Source organism: Spiribacter sp. 1M189 (genome assembly GCF_040838345.1).
GTDB lineage: Bacteria > Pseudomonadota > Gammaproteobacteria > Nitrococcales > Nitrococcaceae > Spiribacter > Spiribacter insolitus.
Genome location: NZ_JBAKFF010000001.1, coordinates 1,354,064 through 1,378,724, shown reverse-complemented (window position 1 = coordinate 1,378,724; position 24,661 = coordinate 1,354,064). Strand labels below are relative to the sequence as shown.

The following is a 24,661-nucleotide window of genomic DNA, read 5'->3' as shown; positions in this document are numbered from 1 at the left end:
TCTATCAGCCCGCGTTCGAGTTCAACGCCCGGAGTTCGCTATAGATCGGTCGGCCGCCCATCGCCTGTGCCGTGAACGTGGCGGTGAGGCAGGCCACGATGATGGGCAGCGCCAGGGCGACATCCCCCGTGAGCTCGATGACCAGCACGATACCCGTCAGCGGCGCCCGCACGGTGGCGGCGAAAAGCGCCCCCATTGCGGCCACGGCGAAGAAGGTTGGTGCGAGGTCGAGGGCGGGCGCGACAATGCCGATCAAGCCCGCGAAAGCCGCCCCGATCAGTGTGCCCAGCGCGAGCATGGGCGCGAAGATGCCGCCGGGTAGCCCGAGGCTGTAGCTGGTGACCGTAGTGATCAGGCGCAGCGTCAGCAGTCCGACCAGGATCAGCAGGGCCGTTTGATCCCGGAGCAGCGTCGCGACCAGCGTGTCCCCCTCGCCAACCACCGAGGGCAGATACGACAGCAGCAGACCAAGAGCCAGGCCGACTCCGCCGACCAGCAGGTAATGCCGGCTCGTGGGCAGGGCACGAACGGAACGCACACCGGCGAGGAGCAGACGATTGAACAACACGCCGATCATGCCCACCACCACGCCGAGGATCAGGAACAGCGGTAGGGCCTCCACGGGCACCGGACCGGCGTCCGCGAGGGGAATCGGCAACTGGGGCCCCTGCCCCATCAGTGCGCCGCTGACGATGACCGCCAGACAACTGGCCAGGGTAACGGCCTGCAGCGTGGTGAAGCGGTAGTCGAACTCCTCGCGTAATTCTTCGGTGACAAAGATGATGGCCGCGAGCGGGGCGTTGAACGCGGCGGCCAGGCCGGCCCCGGCCCCGGCGGCGATCAGGGCACGCGCCTCGGCGCGGTCGCGCCCCAGCCAGTCGCTGATCATCTGGCCGAAGGCGGCGCCCGCGTGAATGGTCGGGCCTTCGCGGCCCAGGGCCAGGCCCGAGCCGACGGCCAGCAGTCCACCCGTGAATTTGACCGGCAACACCCGGTGCCAGCGCAGGCGGCGGTGTGTTCCGAGGATGGCCTCGACTTCCTGAATACCGCTACCGGCGGTCTCGGGGGCGAAACGCAGGACCAGCCATAGTGCGCCCATCAGCATGAGCGCACAGAGCAGCATGAGTGACAGCCATGACGGGACGGGGAGGGTGTCAAGCCAATGTTCGAGGGCCGGCCGCTCGCTGACCGCGAGATCGAGCATGGCGTGAAACGCCGCACCGATCAGGCCAGCCAGTGCGCCGACCAGGGCGGCGGCCAGATAGAATCGCCAGGATCGGGGGTTCATTCATCCAGCGGCCGGGATTTGCCTCTAAAGATCCAGTATACCCCGACGGTGTAGAGAACGACGATCGGCAGGACGATCATGCCGGCCCCATAGAACAGGAACTCGAGGGATTTGGGCGGTGCCGCGGCCTGGTCGAAGCGCAGATCGCCCGGCAGTACCCAGGGCCAGAAACTGAGCAGGAACGCGATGAACGCCGCGAAGAAGATCAGCGCCGCCATCGGGTAGGCGAGCCGGTCCAGCCGTTGACGCCAGCTCCAGAGTAACCCTCCCACGCCCGCAATGAGTAATAACGTCGGGACGATGAGCAGCATCGGCGCCTGAAACCAGCGATCGGTGATGTTCAGCCGCGCCAGCAGGGTCCAGACAAAGCTGATCGCGATGAAGACGATGCTGACCGCGAGCAGGCGCAACAGCCAGTGGTAGCTCCACTCCCGCAGGTCGTCGCGGGTTTTCATGACGAGCCAGCTGGCACCCAGCAGCGCGTAGCCGGCCACCAGTCCCAACCCACAGAAAACCGCGAAGGGCGATAGCCAGTCCCAGGGGCCACCGACGTACTGCCCGCTTTCGACGTCGATGCCCTTGACCAGCGCGCCAACGGCGGCGCCCTGCACGAATGCCGCGGCGAAGGATCCACCACTGAAGCCGAGGTTCCAGAACCAGCGCCGCCTGACGCTGCTGCGGCCGCGGAATTCCATGGAGACGCCGCGCAGGATCAACGCGCCGAGGAGAAAGGCGACAGGCAGGTAGAAGGCGGACAGGAAGATGGCATAGACCGCCGGGAAGGCACCGAACAGCACGGTGCCGATCACCACCAGCCAGGTCTCATTGCCGTCCCAGACCGGTGCGATGGTGCGCAGCATCCGGTCGCGCAGACCGGCGTCACCGCTGATGCCGAAAAGCATTCCGACGCCCAGATCGAAACCATCCAGCAGCACATACATCAGGATCGAAAAGGCCAGGGCGGCCGCCCAGAAATGCACCAGATCAAATTGCCAGATGGTTTCCAAACCCGGGTTCCTCTTTTCTCAGGTCAGTCGCAAGGGCGTTATTGCCCGAGCGGGAGGACCCGCCGATGGACCTTCACAGCGGTGGATTCGTCGGCCTCGGTCTCGTTACCGGGCCCCCGCTGGATGGTCCGGTGAATGTAGTAGGTGCCCGCCGGGAAGATGATCGAGTACAAGCCGATGTAGATGAGTAGCGAAGTCAGTGCCGTGGCCGTCCCCAGCGACGGCGTCACCGCATCGGCGGTTCGCAGCGCTCCGAACACCACCCACGGCTGGCGCCCTACCTCGGCGGTGAACCAGCCGGCGACCACGGCGATGAACCCGCTCGGGAAGCTCAGCGCGGTGGCCCAGAGGAACCATTTTGGTGGCAGCTTACCGGCATCCATTCGCCGGCGCCTGACGAGAACGGACCCGGTCCAGGAGATGAACAGCATGACCAGCCCCATGCCCACCATGGCCCGGAACCCGTAAAACGGAATCAGGAACGGCGGCCGCTCATCCGCGGCCACGGTCCGGATGCCCGGTTCTCTGGAATCGAAGGTCAGGCTGTCAAAGAAGCTGCCGAGTACCGGGACGCCAATCTCGAAGCTGTTGCGCTCGGCGGCCTCATCAGGCCAGGCCAGCAGCAGCAGTCGGGCGGGCTGCTCGGTCTCCCAGCGGCCTTCGATGGCCGTGAACTTGCTGGGCTGATGTTTCTCGACGTATTCGCCGTTGAGGTGGCCGATCACCAGTTGGAAGGGAATCAGCAGCGCCGCCAGTCCCAGCCCCATGCGCAGCATGACCCGGCTGTCCTCCGCGTAGAGGCGACGGAGTGCGTACCAGGCACCCACCGCCGCGACACAGAAGGCCGTGGTGAGATAGGCCGCGAGCAGCATGTGCGGGAAGCGGACCCAGAGGACCTCGTTGGTGAGAATGGCGCTCCAGCTGGTGGGGACGAACTGCTGGCCCTCCAGCGCATAGCCGACCGGCACCTGCATCCAGCTGTTATTGGCGAGGATCCAGAAGGTCGACAGCGACGTGCCGAAAGCCACCATGAGGCAGGAGACGAAGTAGAACCAAGGCGGTACCCGATGGCGTCCGAACAGCATGACGCCGAAGAAGGTCGCTTCCAGCAGGAAGGCCGTGAAGGATTCGTAGGCGAGCAGGGGGCCCTGAATGGGGCCGGTGCGGGCAGCCAGTTCGCTCCAGTTGGTGCCGAACTGGAATGCCATGACGATGCCCGAGACGACGCCCATGACAAAGGCGACCACGAAAATCTTGAGCCAGAAATCGAAAAGCCGCCGGTATACCGGTCGGCCCGTTGCCATCGAGAGGCCTTCGAGCGTGGTCAACCACGCCGCCAGCCCGATCGTGAACGACGGGAAGATGACGTGGAACGTGATCGTAAAGGCAAACTGAATCCGGGAAAGAATAACAGGATCAAGTTCCAGCATGGCTCAAGCCTCCAGCATTCTTCCCGGATTCAGTGCGACCGGGCTATGAGTTTTCGAGCATCTCGTAGGCGGTCGGGTTATCAGCGCAGAGCCCCAGCTCGCACTCGAGCAGCGTGGAGCCGGCATTGGCGATGACCAGCAGGCTGAAAGCACCGAATGCAAACAGGGCGAGGCCGGTCGGCCGCACCGTGTTGCGGGCCCGATCCGTGCCATCGGCCTTGTAGCCGTTGTCAAAGATCATCATCAGCGCCGAGCCGATGATAATAACCCCGAACAAAAGCGCTGCCCAGGTGTAGAAGTGCAGCCCCATGAACGTGTCACCGTAGCCCGATCCGTACGGCGAGGTCGGTGCGATGTGCAAAAAGATCTGCCTTACCGAGACCATGAACCCGGTCGCCGCACCCAGAATGACAAGGGCGAAGTGCCGGGCGCGCTGCCCCTGGAAGAGATTCAGTGCCAGACCAAAGCCAGCGAGCGCGAAGCCGGCACGCTGCAGCAGGCAGAGCGGGCAGGGCAGGTCGTCCTTGACGAGCTGGTCGGCAAACGCAAAGGTCAGCACGGTCGTTATGGCCAGCAGACCAAGGGCGTTGAGCGTTTTCGCGAGTGAATCCGTCATCTCCGCCCCCTAGAAGTTGAGATTGAGTTTGTCGGTGGCGTGCACGTTCAGCAGCCAGAGGGTCCAGAGAACGCCTCCGCCCCAGACGACATAGCCCGCACCGGGTTTTTCGAAAAAGGCCAGCCCGAGCGCGATCGCGACGAGCAGGAAGGGTAACACCATCATGAGTCCATTCTCCCGCAAAAGTTCCGATTCGAACCGCCCGATGTTGTACCGACTTAAGGGGGGTAAATCCAGTAAAGTAATGAATAATTAACCGACGAATTCTTTCATTTCTCAGCGGAAAAATGACGAAGTGCGGACAGGCCGAGTAACGGCCCGGGTAGTAGCCAGATAACCACCCAGGGGCCCTGGATCGCCCAGAAATGACTGGTCAGCCAGATGGCCGGGATGCTCAGGCCAAAGCCGATGGCGTTCATGATGGCCAGCGAGGCGCCCACCCGATGGGAGGGGGCGCTCGCCGAGGCCAGCGCCGAGAATTGTGGCGAGTCGGCGATCACCGTCAGCCCCCAGATGAACAGCAGGGCGATCAGGATAAGCGACGGTGTGCCGATGGCGGCCAGCAGGGGATAGCCAAGGCACAGGCCGCCGGAGACGCTGAGTGCCCGGGACGCTACCCAGGCACTGCCAAGGCGGCGACTGAGATGCCCGCCGATGACGCAGCCCACCAGCCCGATGCCGATGATCAGCCAGGAAAGGAGGGGGATGACACTAGTGGTCGCCCCCATCCGGTCGATCTCGCGGGCCACCAGCAACGGCACCAGCATCCAGACCGCGTAGAGCTCCCACATATGCCCGAAATAACCGCCGGCCGCCGCCCGGAAAGCGGGCATGCGCAGGGCCTCGAGACCGCCGCGCAGAGCGATGGGACCGGCGGTGGATGGCAGATGGGGCCCGTCACCCAGGCGCAATACCAACGCCCCGCCAACCAGTGCCAGCGCCGATGCCCCCAGCAGTGCCCCTTCCCAAGGCAGCCCCAGCGTAAGCCCGCGCATGAGATGCGGCGTGGCGGTGCCCAGCGTCAGCATGCCGACCAGCCAGGCGAGTGCGGCGCCGGCGTGCGACGGCGTCCAGGCGATGACCATCTTCATGCCCAGCGGATAGATGCCGGCAAGGCAGAGTCCGGTAAGAAAGCGCAGCATAACAGCCAGCGTCGGACTGGTGGCGGCGAGGATGAATCCCGCGTTCATGAGCGCACCGACGAGACTCGCCGTCGCAAAGATCCGACTCGCGGAAAACCGGTCGGCAAGCCCCGTGGTGGCCAGCACCAGCGTACCCAGAATGAATCCCGCCTGGATGCTCAGCGTAAGCCGGCCCAGATCCGCCTCAGCCAGTCCCAGCTCGCCGGCAAGCGAGAACCAGACACCGTTGATGCTGAACCAAAGCGAGGTGCCGAACAGCTGGGCAATGACGATGACGGTGAGTGGCTGACGGGCAAGCCGGGGCATCATGGCTCCTTGAGGCCGGTTCAGCCCAGGTCCCCGATCACCGTCTGAATGACCGCAAGCGCCGCCACCGGAGCGGTGTCGCTGCGCAGGATGCGTGGGCCGAGGCGGATGCGCTGCCAGCCGAGATCGGCGACGCGCTGGATCTCGGCGGGCGCCAGCCCGCCCTCCGGACCGATCAACGTGGCGATCTGCGGGGTGGGGTCAAGCTCATGCGCCGCACGATCGCCCTCGGTATCAAAGATCACGCCGGCGAGGCCCTCGACCGCCGTCAGCGCATCTTCCAATGCACAGGGCATGTCCACCGGGGGAATCCGGTTGCGGCCGCACTGCTCACAGGCGGCCACCGCCACGGCCTGCCAGTGGCGCTGCTTCTTCGCCCAGCGATCGGCGTCGAGCCGTACCACGCAGCGCTCGGTGATGACCGGGATGAGGCGGGCGACGCCCAGCTCGGTGGCCTTCTGCACCGAGTAGTCCATGCGTTCGCCCTTGCTGATCCCCTGCAGGATGGTCACGGCCACCGGGGACTCGGCCTCGCGGGGTGAGAACGATTCGATAAAGGCCCGGGCCCGGCGCTTCTCGAGCGTCTCGAGCCGGGCCGCGTATTCGCCGCCGGTACCGTCAAAAAGCACAAGCCCGTCGCTGCGGCGCAGACGACGGGCCTGGATATGTCGAACCACCGCATCGGGCAGGTCCATGACCTCCCCGACCGGTGGTATGCCTGTTACATGCAGGCGCGTGGCGTGATCAGTAGCGATAGTGCTCAGGCTTGTACGGGCCTTCCACCGGAACGCCGATGTACTTCGCCTGCTCCTCACGCAGAGTGGTCAGGTGGGCGCCGATCTTCTCCAGATGCAACCGTGCCACCTCTTCGTCCAGATGCTTCGGCAGGACGTAGACCTCGTTGCCGTAGCTGCCATCATTGTTGAACAACGCCATCTGCGCGAGCACCTGGTTGGTGAAGCTCGCCGACATCACGAAGCTGGGATGGCCGGTCGCGCAGCCGAGATTCATCAGCCGGCCCTGTGCCAGGAGGATGATCTTTTTGCCGTCGGGGAAAGTGATGTGATCCACCTGCGGCTTGATGTTCTCCCACTCGTACTGACGCAGCCCGGCGACATCGATCTCGTTGTCGAAATGGCCGATGTTGCAGACGATGGCCTCGTTCTTCATGGCCGCCATGTGGTCATGGTTGATGACGTTGTAGTTGCCGGTGGCACTGCAGAAGATGTCGGCCTTGTCCGCCGCCTCCTCCATGGTGACCACGCGGTACCCCTCCATCGCCGCCTGCAGGGCGCAGATGGGGTCGACCTCGGTGACCCAGACGCTGGCACCCAGGGCCTTCAGGCTCTGGGCACAGCCCTTGCCCACATCGCCATAGCCGACGACCACGGCGATCTTGCCGGCGATCATGACGTCGGTGGCGCGCTTCAGGCCGTCCACCAGCGATTCGCGGCAGCCGTAGAGGTTGTCGAATTTGGTTTTGGTCACCGAGTCATTGACGTTCATCGCCGGGAAGGGCAGCTCTCCGGTCTGCTGCATTTCGTACAGACGCTTTGCACCGGTGGTGGTCTCCTCGGTCACGCCCTTGATGGCGGCCTGGGTGCGGGCGTAGAAACCGGGGTTGTCCTTGAGCCGTCGCTGGATGGCCGCGAACAGCGCCCGCTCCTCATCACTGCCAGGATTATCCAGAATGGAGGGATCCTGCTCGGCCTTCGCGCCCAGCGTCACGGCCAGAGTGGCATCGCCACCATCGTCGAGGATCATGTTGGGTTCGCCGTTGGGCCACTCGAGGATACGATGAGTGAATTCCCAGTACTCCTCCAGCGACTCGCCCTTGAAAGCGAAAACCGGGGTGCCGGCCTCGGCGATGGCCGCCGCCGCATGGTCCTGGGTGGAGTAAATGTTGCAGCTTGCCCAGCGGCATTCCGCGCCCAGGGCCTCCAGCGTCTGGATGAGTACCGCGGTCTGGATGGTCATGTGGATCGACCCGGCGACGCGAGCGCCCTTCAGCGGCTGCTCGTCGGCATACTTCTCGCGCAGGGCCATCAGGCCGGGCATTTCCGTCTCGGCGATCTCGATCTCGCGCCGGCCCCAGGGGGCAAGGCTTGCATCGGCAATGATCGAGCCGGAGAGCTTGGTTTCAACGACAGCGTTCATGGTTCAACTCCATGTGTTCCGTCGAGCGCCGTTGTCGGTTGGGTCCGTGAGCCGAGCCTCCCCCGCCTCTCGGCGAAGTGCAGCGCTCCTCGACACGCGGACCGGTATGGCGGCGGTTACAGGCCCGCGGCGCTGCGCAGGGCCTCCGCCCGGTCGGTCCGCTCCCAGGGGAAGCCGTCCTCCTCGCGGCCGAAGTGGCCGAAGCTGGCCGTCGGCCGATAGATGGGGCGGACCAGATCCAGCATCTTCAGGATGCCGTAGGGACGTAGATCGAAGTGCTCGCGGACCAGTTCCACCAGGCGGGCTTCGGAGACCCGGCCGGTGCCAAAGGTGTCGACGAAGATCGACATCGGCTCGGCCACGCCGATGGCGTAGGCGAGCTGGATCTCGCACTTCTCGGCAAGGCCGGCGGCGACAATGTTCTTGGCCACATAACGACAGGCATAGGCCGCCGAGCGGTCCACCTTGGACGGGTCCTTGCCCGAGAAGGCGCCGCCACCATGGCGCGACATGCCGCCATAGGTGTCGACGATGATCTTGCGGCCGGTCAGGCCGCAGTCACCCACCGGCCCGCCAATGACGAACTTGCCCGTGGGGTTGATGAAGAAACGCGTCCGGTCGCTGATCCAGTGCTCGGGGATCACCGGCCGGATCACCTCCTCCATGATCGCTTCCTTGATGTCGTCCTGGGATACCGTGTCGTCATGCTGGCTGGACAGCACGATCGTATCCACGGCCACCGGCTCGCCGTCCTCGTAGACGAAGCTCACCTGCGACTTGGCATCGGGCCGCAGCCACGGCAGTACGCCGCGACGGCGGATGTCGCTATGGCGCTTGACCAGCCGGTGTGCGTAGGTGATGGGGGCTGGCATAAGCACATCCGTCTCACGGCAGGCATAACCGAACATCATGCCCTGGTCGCCCGCGCCCTGTTCTTCCGGATCCTCCCGGTCAACTCCCTGGTTGATGTCCGGGCTCTGCTTGCCGATGGCGTTCAGCACCGCGCAGGTGGCGCCATCAAAACCCACCTCGGCACTGTCATAGCCGATCTCCAGAATGGTCCGGCGGACCAGGTCCTCGAGATCGATCCAGGCCGAGGTCGTAATCTCGCCGGCGACGATGACCATACCCGTCTTGACCAAGGTCTCACAGGCCACCCGGGCCGACTGGTCATCAGCGAGGATGGCATCGAGCACCGCATCGGAGATCTGGTCCGCGACCTTGTCCGGATGACCCTCGGAGACCGATTCGGAGGTGAACAGATACTGGTTGCCCATTGCTGGCAGTGCACTCCTTGTCGCCGGCACAAAAACTCGCACGATTGTACAGTCGGTTGCCTGCATGCGGGAAGTTCTGGAGAATTGCCGCCCACATAACCGCTTGCATCTGCCCCGGAGAAACCGCCCCATGCCCAGTCGCCGTCAACTCGCCAACGCGATCCGCGCCCTCGCCATGGACGCCGTCCAGCAGGCCCAATCCGGCCATCCCGGCGCGCCCATGGGCATGGCCGATATCGCCGAAGTCCTCTGGAACGACTTCCTTCGACACAACCCCGCCAACCCTCACTGGCCCAACCGTGACCGCTTTGTTCTCTCGAACGGCCATGGCTCCATGCTCATCTACTCGCTGTTGCACCTGAGCGGCTATGACCTGACACTGGATACGCTGCGCAACTTCCGTCAGCTCGAATCGGGCACGCCGGGTCATCCGGAGGTCGGTGACACACCCGGCGTCGAGACCACCACGGGGCCGTTGGGTCAGGGGCTGGCCAACGCGGTGGGCATGGCGCTCGCCGAGCGCATCCTTGCCGGCCAGTTCAACCGCCCCGGCCATATGCTGGTGGACCACCACACCTACTGTTTCCTCGGCGATGGCTGCTTGATGGAGGGCATCTCCCACGAGGCCTGCTCGCTGGCGGGCACCCTGGGTCTCGGCAAGCTCATCGGCATCTACGATGACAACGGCATCTCCATCGACGGCAAGGTGCGGGGCTGGTTCACCGATGACACCCCGGCCCGGTTCCGTGCCTACGGCTGGCATTTGGTGGAGGAGGTCGACGGCCACGATGCCGATGCCGTGCGCGCCGCCATCGAGCAGACCCGGGCCGTGACTGATCGGCCCTCGCTGATCTGCGCGAAAACCACCATCGGATTCGGAGCGCCCAATGTCTGTGGCACGCATGGCGTGCACGGGGCGCCGCTGGGCGAGGACGAGATTCAGGCAAGCCGGGAGTTCCTGGGCTGGGAGCATGGCCCCTTCGAGATTCCCGACGACATCTACGAGGGCTGGGATGCCCGCGCCCGCGGTTCCGCTGCCGAGGTCGAGTGGCGTGAGACGCTGGCGGCCTATCGAGAGGCGCATCCGGAGTTGGCCGCCGATTTCGAGCGGCGCATGACCGGCGACCTGCCGGCGCACTTCGCCGAGCATGCCCGGGCGTTCATCGAAAAGGCCCAGGCGACGGGTAAGGACGATGCAAGCCGCAAGCACTCGCAGGCGGTGCTGAACGGTTTCGGTCCGTACCTGCCGGAGCTGGTCGGCGGATCGGCTGATCTGACCGGTTCCAACAACACCTGGTGGTCCGACTGCACCCCGGTGAGCGCGGAGGATGCCGACGGCAACTATCTCTTCTACGGCGTTCGCGAATTCGGCATGACGGCCATCATGAACGGCCTTGCCCTGCATGGCGGGATCATCCCCTACGGCGGGACCTTCCTGGTGTTCTCGGACTATGCGCGCAATGCCGTGCGCATGGCGGCGCTCATGGGTGTGCGCAGCATTATCGTCTATACCCATGACTCCATTGGCCTGGGCGAGGACGGACCCACGCATCAGCCCATCGAGCAGCTGCCGAGCCTGCGCCTGATCCCCAATCTGGATGTCTGGCGGCCGTGCGATCTCACCGAAACGGCGGTGGCCTGGCAGGCCTCGCTGGAGCGGACCGACGGCCCCAGCGCACTGGCGCTGTCGCGGCAGAAGCTGCCGCATCAGCCGCGTCAGAACGACGAAATCGAGGCCATTCGCCGCGGTGGCTATGTCCTGCGTGAGCCCGGCGCCGTTCCGGAGGCGATCGTCATGGCCAGCGGCTCGGAGGTGGGCATGGCGGTGGCGGCCGCGGAGGCGCTCGAGGCGCGCGGACACGCTGTCCGCGTTGTCTCGGTTCCCTGCCTGGAGCGGTTCCTGGCGCAGCCGAAGGACTACCGCGAGGCCGTGCTGCCCAGCGCTATTCAGGCGCGGGTGGCCGTGGAGGCGGCCACCCCCGACAGCTGGCGGGCCCTGGTGGCCAGTGAATCGGGACTGGTCGGGCTGCGTCACTTCGGCGCCTCGGCACCCGGCGGCACGGTCTATGAGCATATGGGGCTGACCACCGAGGCAGTGGTGGCGGCCCTCGAGCAACAGCTGGCGAACTGAAACCGCCGGCGTTCATCACGACACGATCAGCGAAGATCAGAGCAATAATCAGGAGTCGACAACATGGCGATCAAGGTTGGAATCAACGGCTATGGCCGCATTGGCCGAAACGTGCTGCGCGCGATTTACGAGGCGGGCCGTAGCGACGAGATCCGGGTAGTGGCAGTCAACGACCTCGGCGATGCCGAGACCAACGCCCATCTGACCCGCGTTGATACCGCGCACGGCCGCTTCCCCGGAACGGTCGAGGTGCGCGACGGCAACCTGGTGGTCAACGGCGACGAGATCAAGGTGCTCGCCGAGCGGGATCCGGCCAAGCTCCCCTGGGGAGAACTTGGGGTCGATGTGGTCATGGAGTGCACCGGGCTTTTCGCCAGCAAGGAGAAGGCCTCGGCCCATCTCCAGGGTGGCGCGAAGAAGGTGCTCATCTCCGCGCCGGCCGGCAAGGACGTCGACGCCTCGGTGGTCTACGGCGTCAACCATGACGTGCTGCGTGCCGATGACGCCATCGTCTCCAACGCCTCCTGCACCACGAACTGCCTGGCACCGATGGTCAAGCCGCTCAACGACGCCATTGGCCTCGAGCAGGGTCTGATGACCACGATCCATGCCTACACCAACGACCAGGTGCTCACCGACGTCTACCACAAGGATCTGCGCCGCGCCCGCAGCGCCACCATGTCGCAGATCCCGACCAAGACCGGTGCGGCCGCCATGGTCGGCCTGGTGCTCCCGGAGCTTGATGGACGCCTGGATGGCTACGCCATGCGCATTCCCACCATCAACGTCTCCAGTGTCGATCTGTCCTTCATCGCCTCGCGCGATACCTCGGTGGATGAGGTCAACGAGGTGGTCAAGGCCGCCGCGGAGGGGCCGCTCAAGGGGGTGCTGGGCTATAGCGACGGCCCCTACGTCTCGGTGGACTTCAACCACGACCCGCATTCCTCCACCTTTGACGCGACCCTGACCAAGGTCAGCGGCCGGCTGGTGAAGGCCTGCGCCTGGTACGACAATGAGTGGGGCTTCTCCAACCGCATGCTGGATACGGCCCTGGCCATGATGAAGGCCAAGTAATGGCGGTACGGACACTGGATGACGTGGTCCTTGCGGGCCAGCGTGTATTGGTGCGTGAAGACCTCAACGTGCCGCTCAAGGATGGCGAGGTTGGAGACGAAGCACGGCTGAGGGCGGCACTGCCCACCCTCCAGCGCCTGCTGGAGGCAGGCGCCCGGGTCATGGTGATGAGCCATCTCGGCCGCCCGAAGGCGGGTGCCTTTGACCCCGATGCCTCCCTTGCGCCCGTGGCGGCGCGGCTCGGTGAACTCCTGGGCCGCGACGTACCGGTGGTGCGTGATTGGCTGGACGGTGATCCGGCGCCGGCCGACGGCGAGCTCGTGCTCTGCGAGAACGTGCGCTTCAATGCCGGCGAGACGGATAATGACGAGGACCTCTCCCGCCGTATGGCCGCGCTCTGCGACCTGTTCGTCATGGATGCCTTCGGCACGGCGCATCGGGCCCAGGCCTCCACCCATGGGGTCGCGCGCTTCGCACCGGACGCCGTGGCCGGACCATTGCTCGCCGCCGAGCTGGAAGCCCTGGGCAAGGCGCTGGAGTCACCGGCCCGGCCGCTGGTGGCCATCATCGGCGGCTCCAAGGTCTCCACCAAGCTGACCGTGCTCGAGCAGCTTACCGACCGAGTGGATCAGTTGATCGTCGGTGGCGGCATTGCCAATACCTTCATCGCTGCAGCGGGTTATCCGGTGGGCAGATCGCTGATCGAAGCCGACCTGGTGGATACCGCCCGGGCGCTCATGGATAAGGCCCGTGCGGCGGGTGGCGAGATTCCGATCCCGGAGGATCTGGTGGTCGCGGACGAGCTCAGCGAAACCGCCGAGGCGCGGGTGCGTGACGTCGATGCGGTTGGTGACGACGAGATGATTCTCGACGTCGGCCCGAAAACGGCGGCGGCCTATGCTGAGCGCCTGCGTCAGGCCGGCACCATCGTCTGGAACGGCCCGGTGGGTGTGTTCGAGATCGACGCCTTCGGCGGCGGCACGCGGGCGCTTGCCGAAGCGATTGCCGAGTCTCCCGCCTTCTCCATTGCCGGTGGGGGCGACACCCTCGCCGCGGTGGCCAAGTATGGCGTGAGCGATCGTATTTCCTACATCTCCACGGGGGGTGGTGCCTTCCTCGAGTTTCTCGAGGGGCGCGAGCTGCCGGCCGTGGCGGTGCTGGATCGTTAAGGAGGATCGGTAATGAGCCGTCAGACAAAGATTGTGGCTACCCTTGGTCCCGCCACGACCAGTCCCGAATCGCTGCGCGACATCGTTGATGCCGGTGTCGACGTGGTGCGCATGAACCTCTCCCACGGAGATCACGACGAGCACCGCGGGCGAGCCCAGGCGCTGCATCAGGCGGCCCAGGACGCCGGTCGGGTGGTGGGTATGCTCTGCGACCTCCAGGGCCCGAAGATCCGTGTCGAGCGCTTTGCCAACGGGCCGGCGGAACTGGAAGAGGGCGCGGCCTTTTTCCTCGACCCCGCCCTGGGTAGCGATGCCGGCAGTGCCGAGGGTGTCGGTGTCGCCTACGCCGGGCTGCCTGACGACGTCGCTCCGGGCGACATCCTGCTCCTGGCCGATGGGCTGATCCGCCTGCGGGTGGAACGCATCGAGGGGACGCGCATCCACACGACCGTGGTGGTGGGCGGCATGCTGTCGGATCGCAAGGGCATCAACCGGCTGGGTGGTGGACTTTCGGTGCGGGCGCTCACCGACAAGGACCGGGTGGATATCAAGCTCGCCGCGGAACTCGAGGCCGACTACGTGGCGGTGTCCTTCCCCCGCGATGGCGCGGACATCGACGAGGCCCGCTCGCTACTGCGCGATGCCGGCGGGCATGGCGGCATCGTCGCCAAGATCGAGCGCCATGAGGCGGTTGATGCGCTGGCCGAGATCATGGAAGCCGCCGACGCGGTGATGATCGCCCGCGGCGACCTGGCCGTCGAAATTGGCGATGCCGAGCTGCCCGGCGTGCAGAAGCGGATCATGCGCATGGCCCGCGAGCGTGACTGTGTAGTGATTACGGCCACGCAGATGATGCAGTCCATGGTCGATAACCCCATGCCCACCCGCGCCGAGGTGCTGGACGTGGCCAATGCCGTGCTGGATGGCACGGATGCGGTCATGCTCTCGGAAGAAACCGCCATGGGCCAGTATCCGGCGGAGACGGTGGCGGCCATGGCGCGGGTCTGCGTGGGGGCCGAGACCTACGCCGACGAAACCCGGCCCATGGCCGGTCTGGCGCCCGGGGTGCATTTCGATCGGATCGACGAGGCCATCGCCAAGACCGCCATGACCACCGCCAACAGCCTCGGGGCCAAGGCGATCGCGGCGATGACCGAGTCCGGCGCCACTGCGATGTGGATGTCGCGCATCGGCACGGATATTCCCATCTACGCGCTCTCCGAGCAGCCGCGCACGCGGCGCCGGGTGACGCTGTACCGCGGCGTGAACCCGATCAGCTTCGACCCCACCCAGCGTGAGCACGACGCGGTGAACCGCGAGGCGGTCGCCGAGCTGCAAAGCCGGGATGTGGTCAGCGGCGATGATCTGGTGGTCATCACCAAGGGCGACCTCGCTGGCGTCCGGGGGGGTACCAACGCCCTCAAGGTGGTCCGGGTCAACGAGATCCTCTAACCACGCAGCCGCTGTTCCGCCTCTCGGTATTTGCCCGCCGTCTGCTCGATGATGTCATCGGGTAGGCGGGGGGCGGGCGGTGTCTTGTCCCAATTCAGAGTTTCGAGATAATCGCGGATGAACTGCTTGTCGAAACTCGGCGGTGAATGACCCGGCCGATAGGCGTCGGCCGGCCAGAAGCGGCTCGAGTCGGGCGTCAGGGCTTCGTCGATCCACACCAGGTCGCCCGCGGCATCCAGGCCGAATTCGAACTTGGTATCGGCGATGATGATGCCGCGATCCCGCGCATGGCGAGCGGCCTCGGTGTAGAGGGTCAGGGTGATATCGCGCAGCTGTTCCGCCATGTCGCGGCCCAGCTCGCTGACCACGGCCTCGAAGGCGACGTTCTCGTCGTGGCCACCGACTTCCGCCTTGGTGGACGGCGTGAAAAGGGCCTCCGGCAGGCGATCCGCCTGGCACAGCCCCGCGGGCAGCGCAATGCCGCAAAGACGGCCGCTTGCCTGATAGTCCTTCCAGCCCGAACCGATCAGGTAGCCCCGGGCGATGGCCTCGAAGGGCAGTGGGGCCAGGCGGCGCACCACCACGGCTCGGCCGGTCACCTGTTCGCGCTCCTCCGGGTCGCTCAGCACCGCCTCTAGCGGCACATCGAGGCACTGGTTGGCAATCACTCCGCCCAGACGGTCGAACCAGAAGTCCGACAGCCGGGTCAGCACGGCGCCCTTGCCGGGGATCGGGTCGGGCAGGATGACATCGAAGGCGGATAGTCGGTCGGTGGTCACCACCAACAGGGTCTCATCATCCACGGCATAGACATCCCGGACCTTGCCGCGCTGGAGCAGGGGCAGGCTGGTGATCTCGCTTTCGTAAAGGCGCTCGGGGGGCAAGATGGACTCCTGGCGGCCGCTGATGCAAAACCCCATGATATCAGGCCGGGCGTCGCGTCAACCCGGCTTCTTGATCTGCTCGAAGGCCGCCAGGGCGGCCTGCCGGCTCGCCTTGAGATCGACCATGGGGTGCGGGTAGTCCACACCCAGGGTCAGGCCGGCGTCGGCGAGGACTCCGTCCGGCGCCTGCCAGGGTGCATGGCGGTGTTTTGCCGACAGCCGGGCCAGGGCTGGGATCCAATGGGCAACGTAATCGCCGCTGGCATCGAAGCGCTCGCCCTGGCGCACAGGGTTGAAGACCCGGAAATAGGGTGCGGCGTCGGCGCCGCTGCCCGCCACCCACTGCCAGCCAAGGCTGTTGCTGGCCAGATCGGCATCCACCAGGGTATCCCAGAACCAGCCCTCGCCGGCCTGCCAGGGCAGTCGCAGGTTCTTGACCAGAAACGAGCCCACCACCATGCGCACGCGGTTGTGCATCCAGCCGGTGGTATAGAGCTCGCGCATGCCGGCATCGACCAGAGGAATGCCGGTCTCGCCGCGCTGCCAGGCGCTCAGTAACCGCTCACCCGGGTCCGCCTGCCATGGGAAATCGGCGAATCGGGGATTGAGTGGTGCATCCGGAAAGTCAGGGTGGTGATAGAGCACATGGTGGGCAAATTCCCGCCAGCCGATCTCGGCGAGGAACGACTCCGCCCCAGTCACCAGCCAGCCTTCGGCGCCGTGGCGGGCGAGCTTGGCCTGCACCGCCTGCCAGATCTGTCGCGGGCCGATCTCGCCGAAATGCAGATGCGGTGACAGGCGCGAGGTGCCGGCGATGGCGGGTAGGTCACGACCCTCGTCGTAGGCGGCCAATGCCGCCTCCAGAAATGCCTCGAGTCGCTGGGTAGCGCCGCCCTCGCCGGGCTGCCAGCGCGCCCGCAGACCGCCGGCCCAGTCGACCTGCGGCAGCAGTTGCAGCGCGGTCAGCGGTCCGTTGCCAGGGTCCAGCGGCATAACGGCGCCATCGAGCCGTTCGACACCGGCAGGCGCCTGCAGACGCTCGGGTACCGGCAATGGCGACGCGGGCTCGGCGCGGCGGCGGCAGGCGCGCCAGAATGGCGTGAATGCCTTGTAGTCGCCGCCGGTGCCGGTCTGTACCGTCCAGGGCTCATGCAGCAGGGCGGCATTGTGACTGTGCACTTCGAGCCCGCGGGCCTTGAGCTGCTGTTTAATGCCCTTGTCACGGCGAATGAGTGCGGGCTCATAGAGCCGGTTCCAATGCACCGCCTCGGCACCCGTCGCCGCAATGAGCGACTCCAGTGCCGCCAGGCTGTCGCCGTGGCGGATCACCAGTGGCAGACCGCGGGCTGCCAGGTCACCGGCGAGCGCTTCCAGGCTGTGATGTAGCCACCAGTTGCTGGCCTCTCCGGGTGCCCAGGCACCGGCCTCGTCGGGGGCATGGAGGTAGACGGGGATCACCGGTCGGCCGCCCTGCGCGGCGGCGGTGAGGGCCGGGTTGTCGGCGAGGCGCAGGTCGCGCCGTATCCAGTAAAGGGCCGGGGCCATGTCGGGCGCTCCTGGTAGCAGTCGCGGAGTCGTTGGCGGATCATGATGGTCAGACCGTAAGATTGTACTCACAGGTAACTCAACGGCACAGGATGGCCCATGGCGGCAGAGACAACAGACGGCGGACGGGTGGTGCTGATCACGGGGGCGAGTGCCGGCATTGGCCGTGCGCTCGCCATCAAGCTGGCCCGCGACGGCTGGCGGGTGGCGGTATCGGCGCGGCGCGAGGCGGCGTTACATGCCATTGGTGAGGAATACACGGACCTGGCCGACCGGCTCCATCCCTATCCCCTCGATGTGACCGACCCCGAGGCCTGCCAGCAGGTCTTCAGTGCGGTGGAGGCGGAGATTGGCGAGATCGACACCGTCATCCTCAACGCCGGCGACTACGATCCCATGACGCTGGACGAGTTCGATCCCGCGCTGTTCCGGCGTCTGGCCGAGGTCAACTATCTGGGGGCCGTCAATGGTGTCGGTGCCGCGCTGGGACCCATGCGGGCCCGCGGCCGTGGTCAGATCCTTGTCACCGCCAGTCTGTCGGCTTACCGCGGCCTGCCGCAGGCCGCACCCTACGGTGCCAGCAAGGCGGCCGTGCTCAACATGGCCGAGTCCCTGCGGCCGGCCCTGGCGGGCAGTGGCGTGAGCCTGCGGGTGATCAATCCCGGGTTCGTGAAGACGCGCCTCACCGAGAAAAACCGCTTTCACATGCCTCAGCTCATCACCCCGGAGCAGGCCGCCGACTACATCCATCGCGAGATCGATGACGCCGGCTTCGAGATCATCTTCCCCAAGCGCTTCGCCTGGACACTGAAGCTCCTTCGGCTGCTTCCCTATCGGCTCTACTTCGCGCTGACCCGCCGGATGGTGCAGGCGTGACGGCCCTGCAGCGCTACGGCGAATTCTTCGCCGAGATGCAGGCCGACGACCTCGACCGCCTGGATGCGGTGTTCGTCGAGAACGCGCGCTTCCGGGATCCGTTCAACGAGGTCAGCGGTATCGGCGGTATTCGTGCCGTGTTCGAGCATATGTACGCGAACTGCGCCGAGGCCCGCTTCGAGGTGCTGGAATCAGTCGGCGATGGGCAGGTGGGGTACCTGCGCTGGCGTTTCCATTTCCGCCTCAAGCGCGACAAGGCGGCGCGACGGCCGTTGGAAGGCGTATCCCGGGTGGTTTTTGCCGAGGACGGCCGGGTGCGCGAGCATGTCGACTACTGGGACGCCGCCGGGGAGTTATATGAACAGTTCCCGCTAATTGGCGGGCTGATGCGCTGGTTGCGATCCCGCCTTGCCGTAGACTCCGGTGGTTAGTGAGCCGTCCCCTCGCCCGGCGCTCCCTCCACGTCGTGCACCCGGGCCCGGGTCGCCTGCTGGGCGCGACGGTCGTGGGGAAAGCGCCACATCAGCGCGGTCGCGGCGAGCTTGAAGGCGATCGGCACGGCGCCGTAGAAGAGTGCCAGCGCCAGCGTGCCATCGCGGTCATCGACCTGTGTGGCATCGAATCCGAACCACTGAAGCAGCGGAAAGGCGATGCCCACCGCCAGTGCCAGTGCCAGCTTGGTGGCCATGTTCCAGATGCCGAAATAAAGCCCGGTGCGACGGCCCCCACCGCCCGCAGTGTCCAGATCGACCAGGTCGGCCTGAATCGCCGCGGGCAGCGCCATATCGACCGCCACGCCGACGCCCGAGAGCACACAGATCAGCAGGAATGCCCAGGTGTCCCCCGGCCCCAGGAACGGCACCCAGGCGAACACCAGTGAGGTCCAGAGCATCGACATGGCCCACGCCCGATGCTTGCCAATGCGCCGCGACAGCCATAGCCAGCCGGGCAGGGCAAGGATGCCCACCACGAAGTAGACCAGCAGCAGCGGGCCGGTCCAGCCCTCGGCACGCAGGACATGGGCAACAAACAGGGTGAACAGCGAGGCCGGCAGTCCGTTGGCGAGTCCGTTCATCACATAGGCGGCCAGCAGCCTCATAAACGGCCGGTTGCGCTTCAACAGCCGCCAGCCCTCGCGCCAGCCCACCGCGTGGGAGGGCAGGCGGTATTCCGGCACCCGCCAGAGCGTCAGCACCACCACCGGCGGCAGCACCAGCACCAGCAGCCAGGCGAGTCCCGACAGGGTGGCGGCATCCGCGCGGCCCGCGCCGACCACGGTGGGCCAGGCAATGGCAAGGAGGGTGCCGGCGAGCATGAACCCCTCCCGGCTCGCGGTCAGGCTGGCGCGGCGGTCGTAGTCCTCGGAGAGCTCCGCGCCCCAGGCTGTGTAGGGCAGTGACATCAGGGTCCAGCCCAGGTACGCGGCCAGCCCCCAGCCCAGCAGATAGCCGATGCCAACCGCCTCGGGCGGCCGGAAAAGCGCCCAGGCACTGATCAGCAGCAGTGGCATGCCGGCGGCGATCAGTGGCCGGCGGCGGCCCCATCGCGTATGCAGGCGATCGCCCAGGCTGCCGATCAGCGGGTCGGTCACCACATCCCAGAGCCTCGCCACCAGCAGTGCCGTTCCCACCGCCGCGAGGCCGAGCGTCTCGCCATAGAACCCGGGCAGAAAGATGTACATGGGTACGCCCATGACGGCCAGCGGCATGGCCGGCAGACCATAGAGGAGGATCGTTCCGCGCCCGAGGCTCACGGCCGGCGTAGCAGGACGCGTTTGACGTCGATGCTGCCGGTGCGGAAACCGGCGTAACAGTAGGCGAGGTAGTAGCGCCACATGTTGATGAAGTGCTCGTCGAAGCCCAACCGCTGGATCTCCGGCAGCGCCCGGACAAACCGGGCATCCCACTGCAGCAGCGTGGTGGCGTAGTGCTGACCGAGACCGGTGGACTCCATGACAGTGAGCCCGGCGTGCTCGCTCTCATCAGCGAGCCGCTGTGGCGTGGGCAGCATTCCGCCCGGGAAGATATAGCGCTGGATGAAATCGGGTCGCCGGCGGTATTCCTCGAACCGCTCCTCGGCGATGGTGATGCCGTGCAGGCCGATATGCCCGCCGGGTCGCACCCGGTCGTGCAGCATGCGGAAGTAGGCCGGCCAGTAGTCTTCGCCCACGGCCTCGAGCATCTCGATGGAGACGGCATGGTCGAACCGACCGCGGGTGTCGCGGTAGTCCTCCAGCCGCAGCTCCACCTGCTCCGCGTATCCGGCCTCGGCGATGCGCCGTCGTGCCCAGGCGAGCTGCTCGGTGGACAGGGTCAGCCCGGTGACCCGCATGCCCCGCCGGGCAGCCGCCATGGCAAACCCGCCCCAGCCACAACCGATCTCCAGGATGTGATCGCCCGGCCGGGCGCCGAGGGTGTCGAGCAGCTGGTCGTACTTGTTCTGCTGGGCCTCGGCGAGGGGCTGGTCGGGATGCTCGAAGATGGCCGCCGAGTAGGTCATCGTGTCGTCCAGCCAGTGCCGGTAGAACTCGTTACCCAGATCATAATGTGCGGCGATGTTGCGGCGGCTGCCGCGCTGGGTATTACGGCGACCGCGATGATGAAGCGCGAGTCGCAGCCGATGCAGCCATGAGGGCTCCATTCGGCGCTGGAAGGCGTCCTCATTGCGCAGCATCAGCTCCAGCAGATGGGCGGTGTCCGGGCTTGACCAATCGCCGGCCATGTAGCTCTCGGCGAAGCCCACCGAGCCCCGGGTGGCGATGCGCGCAACCATCCGGCCCGGGCGGTGCAGTCGCATCACGCCGGTTGGCCCCGCCTCGGCGCCCTGGATCAGAAACGGTTCGCCGCCGGGCATCTGACCTTCCATGCGCCCGCGCTTGAGGCGGCTGAACCAGCCGAGCAGGATGCGTCCGGCGAGCGGCAGCGGAGAGGGCAGGTCGATGACCGCCTGCTGGGTGCTTGTCATTGGCTGATCTCCGAATCCGGCGGCGCCGGTCGGCGATGGAATCGACCGCCCCGGAGCCAGATTTTGAGCGCCTGCCAGTGTATGGCGGCGATCACCTTCAGCGTTAACAAAGGTACCGTGAGCGCCACGCGGAGCAAGCCCCGATCGCCGCCCAGGCAACGTTCACCGGACTGCACGGCGATCAGGGCCGGCTGGTCTGGATCCTCGGCATTATGCCAGTTGACCGTCGCGCCGTAATGCTCGCCCGGCGTCTGGAGGCGAAAGCGGTAATGACCCTCTTTGGGGAGGAACGGCGAGACATGGAACACCTTGCCGGCCTGGTCGCGCAGACGCTCCGGCAGCGCCGTGCCGTTGTCATGCAGCAGATAGCCGTGCCAGTCGCCGAAGGTGTTGCGCACCTCGCAGAGCACCGCCCGCAGGCTGCCGTCCGCGTGTCGGCAGAACCACAGCGTCAGTGGGTTGAAGACGTAGCCCAGCACCCGCGGGTAACAAAGGATCTGCACACGGCCACCGTCCAGATCAATCCCGGCGGCCGCCAGCTGGTCATCAATCCAGGGGCGCAGTGGCGAGCCATCCTTGGGGCCATGGTCGCGGTCACGGAATCCGATCAGGTTGAAGCGGTTGTGCGAAAAGAGCCGATATCGCCGGTCGGCCTCGTCGAGCCGGTCAATGTCCAGCAGCAGGCTGAAGACGCGATAGGCAAACCGATAGCGCGGTGCCACGCGACGCTCATGGATCAGCCGACCGGTGTAGATGACGAGGTCGTCGTCCTGCATCAGGGCGTGGCCCCGGCCCCCAGCGGTGCGGGCGTGTTCAGCGGGACCTGCGAGTCGATCGGCCTGGCGTCGCCGGCCCAGGGCGGCGGTGCACCGAGCCGCTCGGCGACGCGGACGGCGCTGCTGAAGGCGTCTTCGTGGAAGCCGTAGCCGTGATAGCTGCCGCAGTACCAGACCCGGTCGACGCCCTGAATCTCCGGTAGCGCCGTCTGGGCGGCCACCGCCGCCTGATCGAAGACCGGATGGTCGTAGTGCTGGCGACGGATAACGGTCTCCGGAGCCGGGTCCTGCAAGGGGTTGAGCGTGACCATCACGTCGGTGTCGGTGGCAAGCGATTGCAGTCGATTCATCCAGTAAGTCACCGAAACGGGCTGTCTCCCGTCGACGCTTTGTGCGGTGAGATGGTTCCATGATGACCAGACCGCCCGGCGTTTTGGCATGAGGGCCGGGTCGGTATGCAGCCAGGCATCGTTGGCCTGATAGCCGAAGGCGCCCAGCAGGCGCGCTTCGGCTTCGCTCGGCTGATCGAGCATGGCCAGGGTCTGATCACCATGCGCCGCCATGACCACGGCGTCGTATTCGCCCAGCTCGCCGGCATCCCCGGCCAGGCGTACGCCCGATGCCAGGCGCGTGACCGAGCGCACCGGGGTGGCCGTGTGGACATGCTGGATGGCGGGACGCATGCGCCGGATGTACTCGCGGCTGCCGCCGGCGACCGTGCGCCACTGCGGACGGTCGCGGAGCTGGATGAGCCCGTGGTTGTAGAAGAACCGCAGAAACGAGCGGGCCGGGAATCGCAGCATTACGTCCTGCGGGCAGGACCATATCGCCGCGCTCATGGGCAGCAGATAGTAGCGCCGGAACGCCTCCCCCATGCCCAGCTCATCGAGCAGTTCGCCCAGGCTCAGATCGTGACCGCGACCGCTGGCCAGGCGCTCGTTGGCTTCGCGATTGAAGCGCAGGATATCCCGTACCATGCCCCAGAAACGCGGCCGTAGCAGGTTGCGTCGCTGGGCGAACAGCGTCCCGAGGCCGCTGCCCGCGTATTCCAGGTCGATGTCCGTGGCGGCGAAGGCAAAGGACATGTTCGACTCGTGCGTGGGCACGTCAAGATGCCGGAAGAGCGCCGAGAGCTGGGGGTAGTTGGGTTCGTTGTAGACGATGAAGCCGGTGTCCACCGGGATCTCGCCCTCGGGCAGGTCGCAGGCGACCGTATTGCTGTGCCCGCCCAGGCGGTCATTGGCCTCAAACAGCGTGACCTCGTGACGCTGCGCGAGCAGCCAGGCCGTGCCAATGCCGGCTACACCGGCGCCGACGACGGCGATCTTGCGGGATTCCATGCGATGACCCATGCGTTCGACTGAGCTGTGCATTGTACAGGCTTGGTGGCCCGGCAGCGGCGCGTTATCTTGATATTCAACAAGCCTGTTCCAATCCTTTCAGCGGAGTGCCCCGTGAGCGCAGAGCGCGATTTTGTTCCCCTGGACCTTGCCATCCTGACCGTATCGGATACGCGCGGGCCGGCCGATGACCGCTCCGGCGACACCCTGGCAGACCTTGCCACCGCGGCCGGGCATCGCATCGCGGCGCGGGACATCGTCATCGATGACCGCTACCAGATTCGTCGCATGGTCTCCGCCTGGATTGCCGATGCATCGGTGCAGGTCATTATGACCACCGGCGGGACGGGGTTTACGGCGCGGGATGTCACCCCGGAGGCGGTCCGGGTGCTGTTCGATCGCGAGATACCGGGCTTCGGCGAGCTCTTCCGGCAGATTTCCCGGGAGAGCATCGGCACATCCATGCTGCAGTCCCGCGTCGTGGCGGGCATTGCCAATGGCACCCTGATCGCCGCGCTGCCCGGGTCCACCGGGGCCTGTCGCGACGGCTGGAACGGCATCCTCGCCGACCAGCTGAATGTCCGTCACCGGCCCTGTAACCTGGCCGAACTGGCGCTCGGGGCCTGATGCCGGTCCCCAGCCGGCGACGTCCCCGCGGGGAGATGCGCCAGCGTATCCTGCGCCTGGCCGCCGAGTGGCTGCAGCAGCGGGGTTATCACGGGTTCAGCTTTGGCCAGATCGCCAATGCGCTGGAAATCCAGAGCAGTGCGGTGCACTACCACTTCCCTTCCAAATCCGATCTGGTGAGCGCCGTGTTCGCGCGCTACCGCGTCGAGTTTGCCTGGTGGCGGGAGCAGATGGGCCACAGTCGCTATGGGCCACTGGAGCAGGTCGGCCGGTTCCTCGACCTCGAGGCGCGGAACATCGAAGGCGAACGGGTCTGCCCGCTGGGGGTGGCCGGTGTGGAATACGCCAGTCTGCCGGCCGAGGCCTGTGCCGAGGCGGAAGGTCTGCGGGATGATCTGGCCGACTGGCTGACGGCCACGCTTGATGCCGGGCGGCTTGAGGGCAGGCTGGACTTCCCAGGCGATGCCGGCGATCAGGCGAGGGTGATCATGGCGGCGGCCCAGGGCGCGCTGCAGCTTGTCCGCCTGCATGGCCGCGAGGACTTCGCGGCGGTACGCCGGGCCATTCTCACCGGGCTCACCCCGCGCGGCGTCTGAGCCA

At 66.1% G+C, this 24,661-nt stretch carries 23 protein-coding genes and 1 riboswitch; of the genes, 8 read left to right on the top strand and 15 right to left on the bottom strand.

Going from position 1 to position 24,661, the window contains the following annotated elements:
* Nucleotides 1-4 precede the first annotated feature (4 nt).
* The 9 genes from clcA to metK all read right to left on the bottom strand — a co-directional run bounded on the left by clcA (nt 5) and on the right by metK (nt 9,223).
* Nucleotides 5-1,288: a H(+)/Cl(-) exchange transporter ClcA gene (gene clcA / locus V6X30_RS06930; RefSeq protein ID WP_367983890.1), complete on the bottom strand. Its 1,284-nt coding sequence runs from the start codon at nt 1,286-1,288 to the stop codon at nt 5-7.
* Complete coding sequence (cydB, locus tag V6X30_RS06925) at nt 1,285-2,295, bottom strand: cytochrome d ubiquinol oxidase subunit II (RefSeq protein ID WP_367983889.1); 1,011 nt, start codon at nt 2,293-2,295, stop codon at nt 1,285-1,287. Before cydB ends, clcA begins: the two co-directional genes overlap by 4 nt.
* A 38-nt stretch (nt 2,296-2,333) precedes the next feature.
* Nucleotides 2,334-3,725 (bottom strand): cytochrome ubiquinol oxidase subunit I, encoded by a 1,392-nt coding sequence (locus V6X30_RS06920; RefSeq protein WP_367983888.1) that lies wholly within the window; start codon nt 3,723-3,725, stop codon nt 2,334-2,336.
* A gap of 43 nt (nt 3,726-3,768) precedes the next feature.
* On the bottom strand, nt 3,769-4,341 hold the full coding sequence (locus V6X30_RS06915) for a disulfide bond formation protein B (RefSeq protein WP_367983887.1): 573 nt from the start codon (nt 4,339-4,341) through the stop codon (nt 3,769-3,771).
* A gap of 9 nt (nt 4,342-4,350) precedes the next feature.
* Nucleotides 4,351-4,506: a DUF5993 family protein gene (locus V6X30_RS06910; protein ID WP_367983886.1), complete on the bottom strand. Its 156-nt coding sequence runs from the start codon at nt 4,504-4,506 to the stop codon at nt 4,351-4,353.
* A 104-nt stretch (nt 4,507-4,610) separates the two neighbouring features.
* Nucleotides 4,611-5,789, bottom strand: coding sequence for an MFS transporter (locus V6X30_RS06905; RefSeq protein ID WP_367983885.1), 1,179 nt, complete (start codon nt 5,787-5,789; stop codon nt 4,611-4,613).
* Between the two features lie 20 nt (nt 5,790-5,809).
* Complete coding sequence (locus V6X30_RS06900; protein ID WP_367984554.1) at nt 5,810-6,520, bottom strand: 16S rRNA (uracil(1498)-N(3))-methyltransferase; 711 nt, start codon at nt 6,518-6,520, stop codon at nt 5,810-5,812.
* A gap of 13 nt (nt 6,521-6,533) precedes the next feature.
* A complete protein-coding gene (ahcY, locus tag V6X30_RS06895; RefSeq protein ID WP_367983884.1) occupies nt 6,534-7,946 on the bottom strand; it encodes an adenosylhomocysteinase in 1,413 nt (470 codons plus the stop codon).
* 16 nt (nt 7,947-7,962) lie between these two features.
* Nucleotides 7,963-8,043: riboswitch (S-adenosyl-L-homocysteine riboswitch) on the bottom strand.
* Nucleotides 8,044-8,062: 19 nt separating this feature from the next.
* Complete coding sequence (gene metK, locus V6X30_RS06890; RefSeq protein ID WP_367983883.1) at nt 8,063-9,223, bottom strand: methionine adenosyltransferase; 1,161 nt, start codon at nt 9,221-9,223, stop codon at nt 8,063-8,065.
* A 130-nt stretch (nt 9,224-9,353) separates the two neighbouring features.
* Between metK and tkt the strand changes: the two genes are divergently transcribed.
* The 4 genes from tkt (at nt 9,354) to pyk (ending at nt 15,049) form a co-directional block, all read left to right on the top strand.
* Nucleotides 9,354-11,354 carry a transketolase gene (gene tkt, locus V6X30_RS06885; protein WP_367983882.1) on the top strand — a complete coding sequence of 667 codons (2,001 nt, stop codon included), beginning with the start codon at nt 9,354-9,356 and terminating at the stop codon, nt 11,352-11,354.
* 63 nt (nt 11,355-11,417) lie between these two features.
* Nucleotides 11,418-12,428, top strand: a complete 1,011-nt coding sequence (gene gap / locus V6X30_RS06880) for a type I glyceraldehyde-3-phosphate dehydrogenase (RefSeq protein ID WP_367983881.1) — start codon at nt 11,418-11,420, stop codon at nt 12,426-12,428.
* Entirely contained in the window at nt 12,428-13,597 is a 1,170-nt protein-coding gene (locus V6X30_RS06875) for a phosphoglycerate kinase (RefSeq protein ID WP_367983880.1), read from the top strand. The genes gap and V6X30_RS06875 overlap by 1 nt, the downstream gene beginning before the upstream one ends.
* Before the next feature lie 12 nt (nt 13,598-13,609).
* Entirely contained in the window at nt 13,610-15,049 is a 1,440-nt protein-coding gene (gene pyk, locus V6X30_RS06870; RefSeq protein WP_367983879.1) for a pyruvate kinase, read from the top strand.
* On the opposite strand, the gene V6X30_RS06865 is transcribed toward pyk, so the two are convergent.
* Both V6X30_RS06865 and V6X30_RS06860 read right to left on the bottom strand, forming a co-directional pair.
* Nucleotides 15,046-15,933, bottom strand: coding sequence for a phosphoribosylaminoimidazolesuccinocarboxamide synthase (locus V6X30_RS06865; protein WP_367983878.1), 888 nt, complete (start codon nt 15,931-15,933; stop codon nt 15,046-15,048). The two genes, pyk and V6X30_RS06865, sit on opposite strands and share 4 nt — an antisense overlap.
* A gap of 57 nt (nt 15,934-15,990) precedes the next feature.
* Nucleotides 15,991-17,478, bottom strand: a complete 1,488-nt coding sequence (locus tag V6X30_RS06860) for a cryptochrome/photolyase family protein (protein ID WP_367983877.1) — start codon at nt 17,476-17,478, stop codon at nt 15,991-15,993.
* Nucleotides 17,479-17,577: 99 nt separating this feature from the next.
* On the opposite strand from V6X30_RS06860, the gene V6X30_RS06855 reads away from it, so the two are divergent.
* Together V6X30_RS06855 and V6X30_RS06850 are read left to right on the top strand one after the other, a co-directional pair.
* Complete coding sequence (locus V6X30_RS06855) at nt 17,578-18,354, top strand: SDR family NAD(P)-dependent oxidoreductase (protein ID WP_367983876.1); 777 nt, start codon at nt 17,578-17,580, stop codon at nt 18,352-18,354.
* Nucleotides 18,351-18,785 carry a nuclear transport factor 2 family protein gene (locus V6X30_RS06850; RefSeq protein ID WP_367983875.1) on the top strand — a complete coding sequence of 145 codons (435 nt, stop codon included), beginning with the start codon at nt 18,351-18,353 and terminating at the stop codon, nt 18,783-18,785. Before V6X30_RS06855 ends, V6X30_RS06850 begins: the two co-directional genes overlap by 4 nt.
* Here the strand turns inward: V6X30_RS06850 and V6X30_RS06845 are convergent.
* The 4 genes from V6X30_RS06845 to V6X30_RS06830 are packed head-to-tail and all read right to left on the bottom strand — an operon-like array spanning nt 18,782 to nt 23,434.
* Complete coding sequence (locus tag V6X30_RS06845; RefSeq protein WP_367983874.1) at nt 18,782-20,107, bottom strand: MFS transporter; 1,326 nt, start codon at nt 20,105-20,107, stop codon at nt 18,782-18,784. The genes V6X30_RS06850 and V6X30_RS06845 overlap by 4 nt on opposite strands.
* Entirely contained in the window at nt 20,104-21,318 is a 1,215-nt protein-coding gene (locus tag V6X30_RS06840; RefSeq protein ID WP_367983873.1) for a class I SAM-dependent methyltransferase, read from the bottom strand. Before V6X30_RS06840 ends, V6X30_RS06845 begins: the two co-directional genes overlap by 4 nt.
* Entirely contained in the window at nt 21,315-22,094 is a 780-nt protein-coding gene (locus tag V6X30_RS06835; RefSeq protein WP_367983872.1) for a DUF1365 domain-containing protein, read from the bottom strand. Before V6X30_RS06835 ends, V6X30_RS06840 begins: the two co-directional genes overlap by 4 nt.
* Nucleotides 22,094-23,434: an NAD(P)/FAD-dependent oxidoreductase gene (locus V6X30_RS06830; protein ID WP_367983871.1), complete on the bottom strand. Its 1,341-nt coding sequence runs from the start codon at nt 23,432-23,434 to the stop codon at nt 22,094-22,096. The genes V6X30_RS06835 and V6X30_RS06830 overlap by 1 nt, the downstream gene beginning before the upstream one ends.
* A 114-nt stretch (nt 23,435-23,548) precedes the next feature.
* Here V6X30_RS06830 and moaB point away from each other — a divergent pair, with 114 nt between their 5' ends.
* Entirely contained in the window at nt 23,549-24,061 is a 513-nt protein-coding gene (moaB, locus tag V6X30_RS06825) for a molybdenum cofactor biosynthesis protein B (RefSeq protein ID WP_367983870.1), read from the top strand.
* Nucleotides 24,061-24,657 (top strand): TetR/AcrR family transcriptional regulator, encoded by a 597-nt coding sequence (locus V6X30_RS06820; protein ID WP_367983869.1) that lies wholly within the window; start codon nt 24,061-24,063, stop codon nt 24,655-24,657. The genes moaB and V6X30_RS06820 overlap by 1 nt, the downstream gene beginning before the upstream one ends.
* The last annotated feature ends 4 nt before the right edge of the window (nt 24,658-24,661 follow it).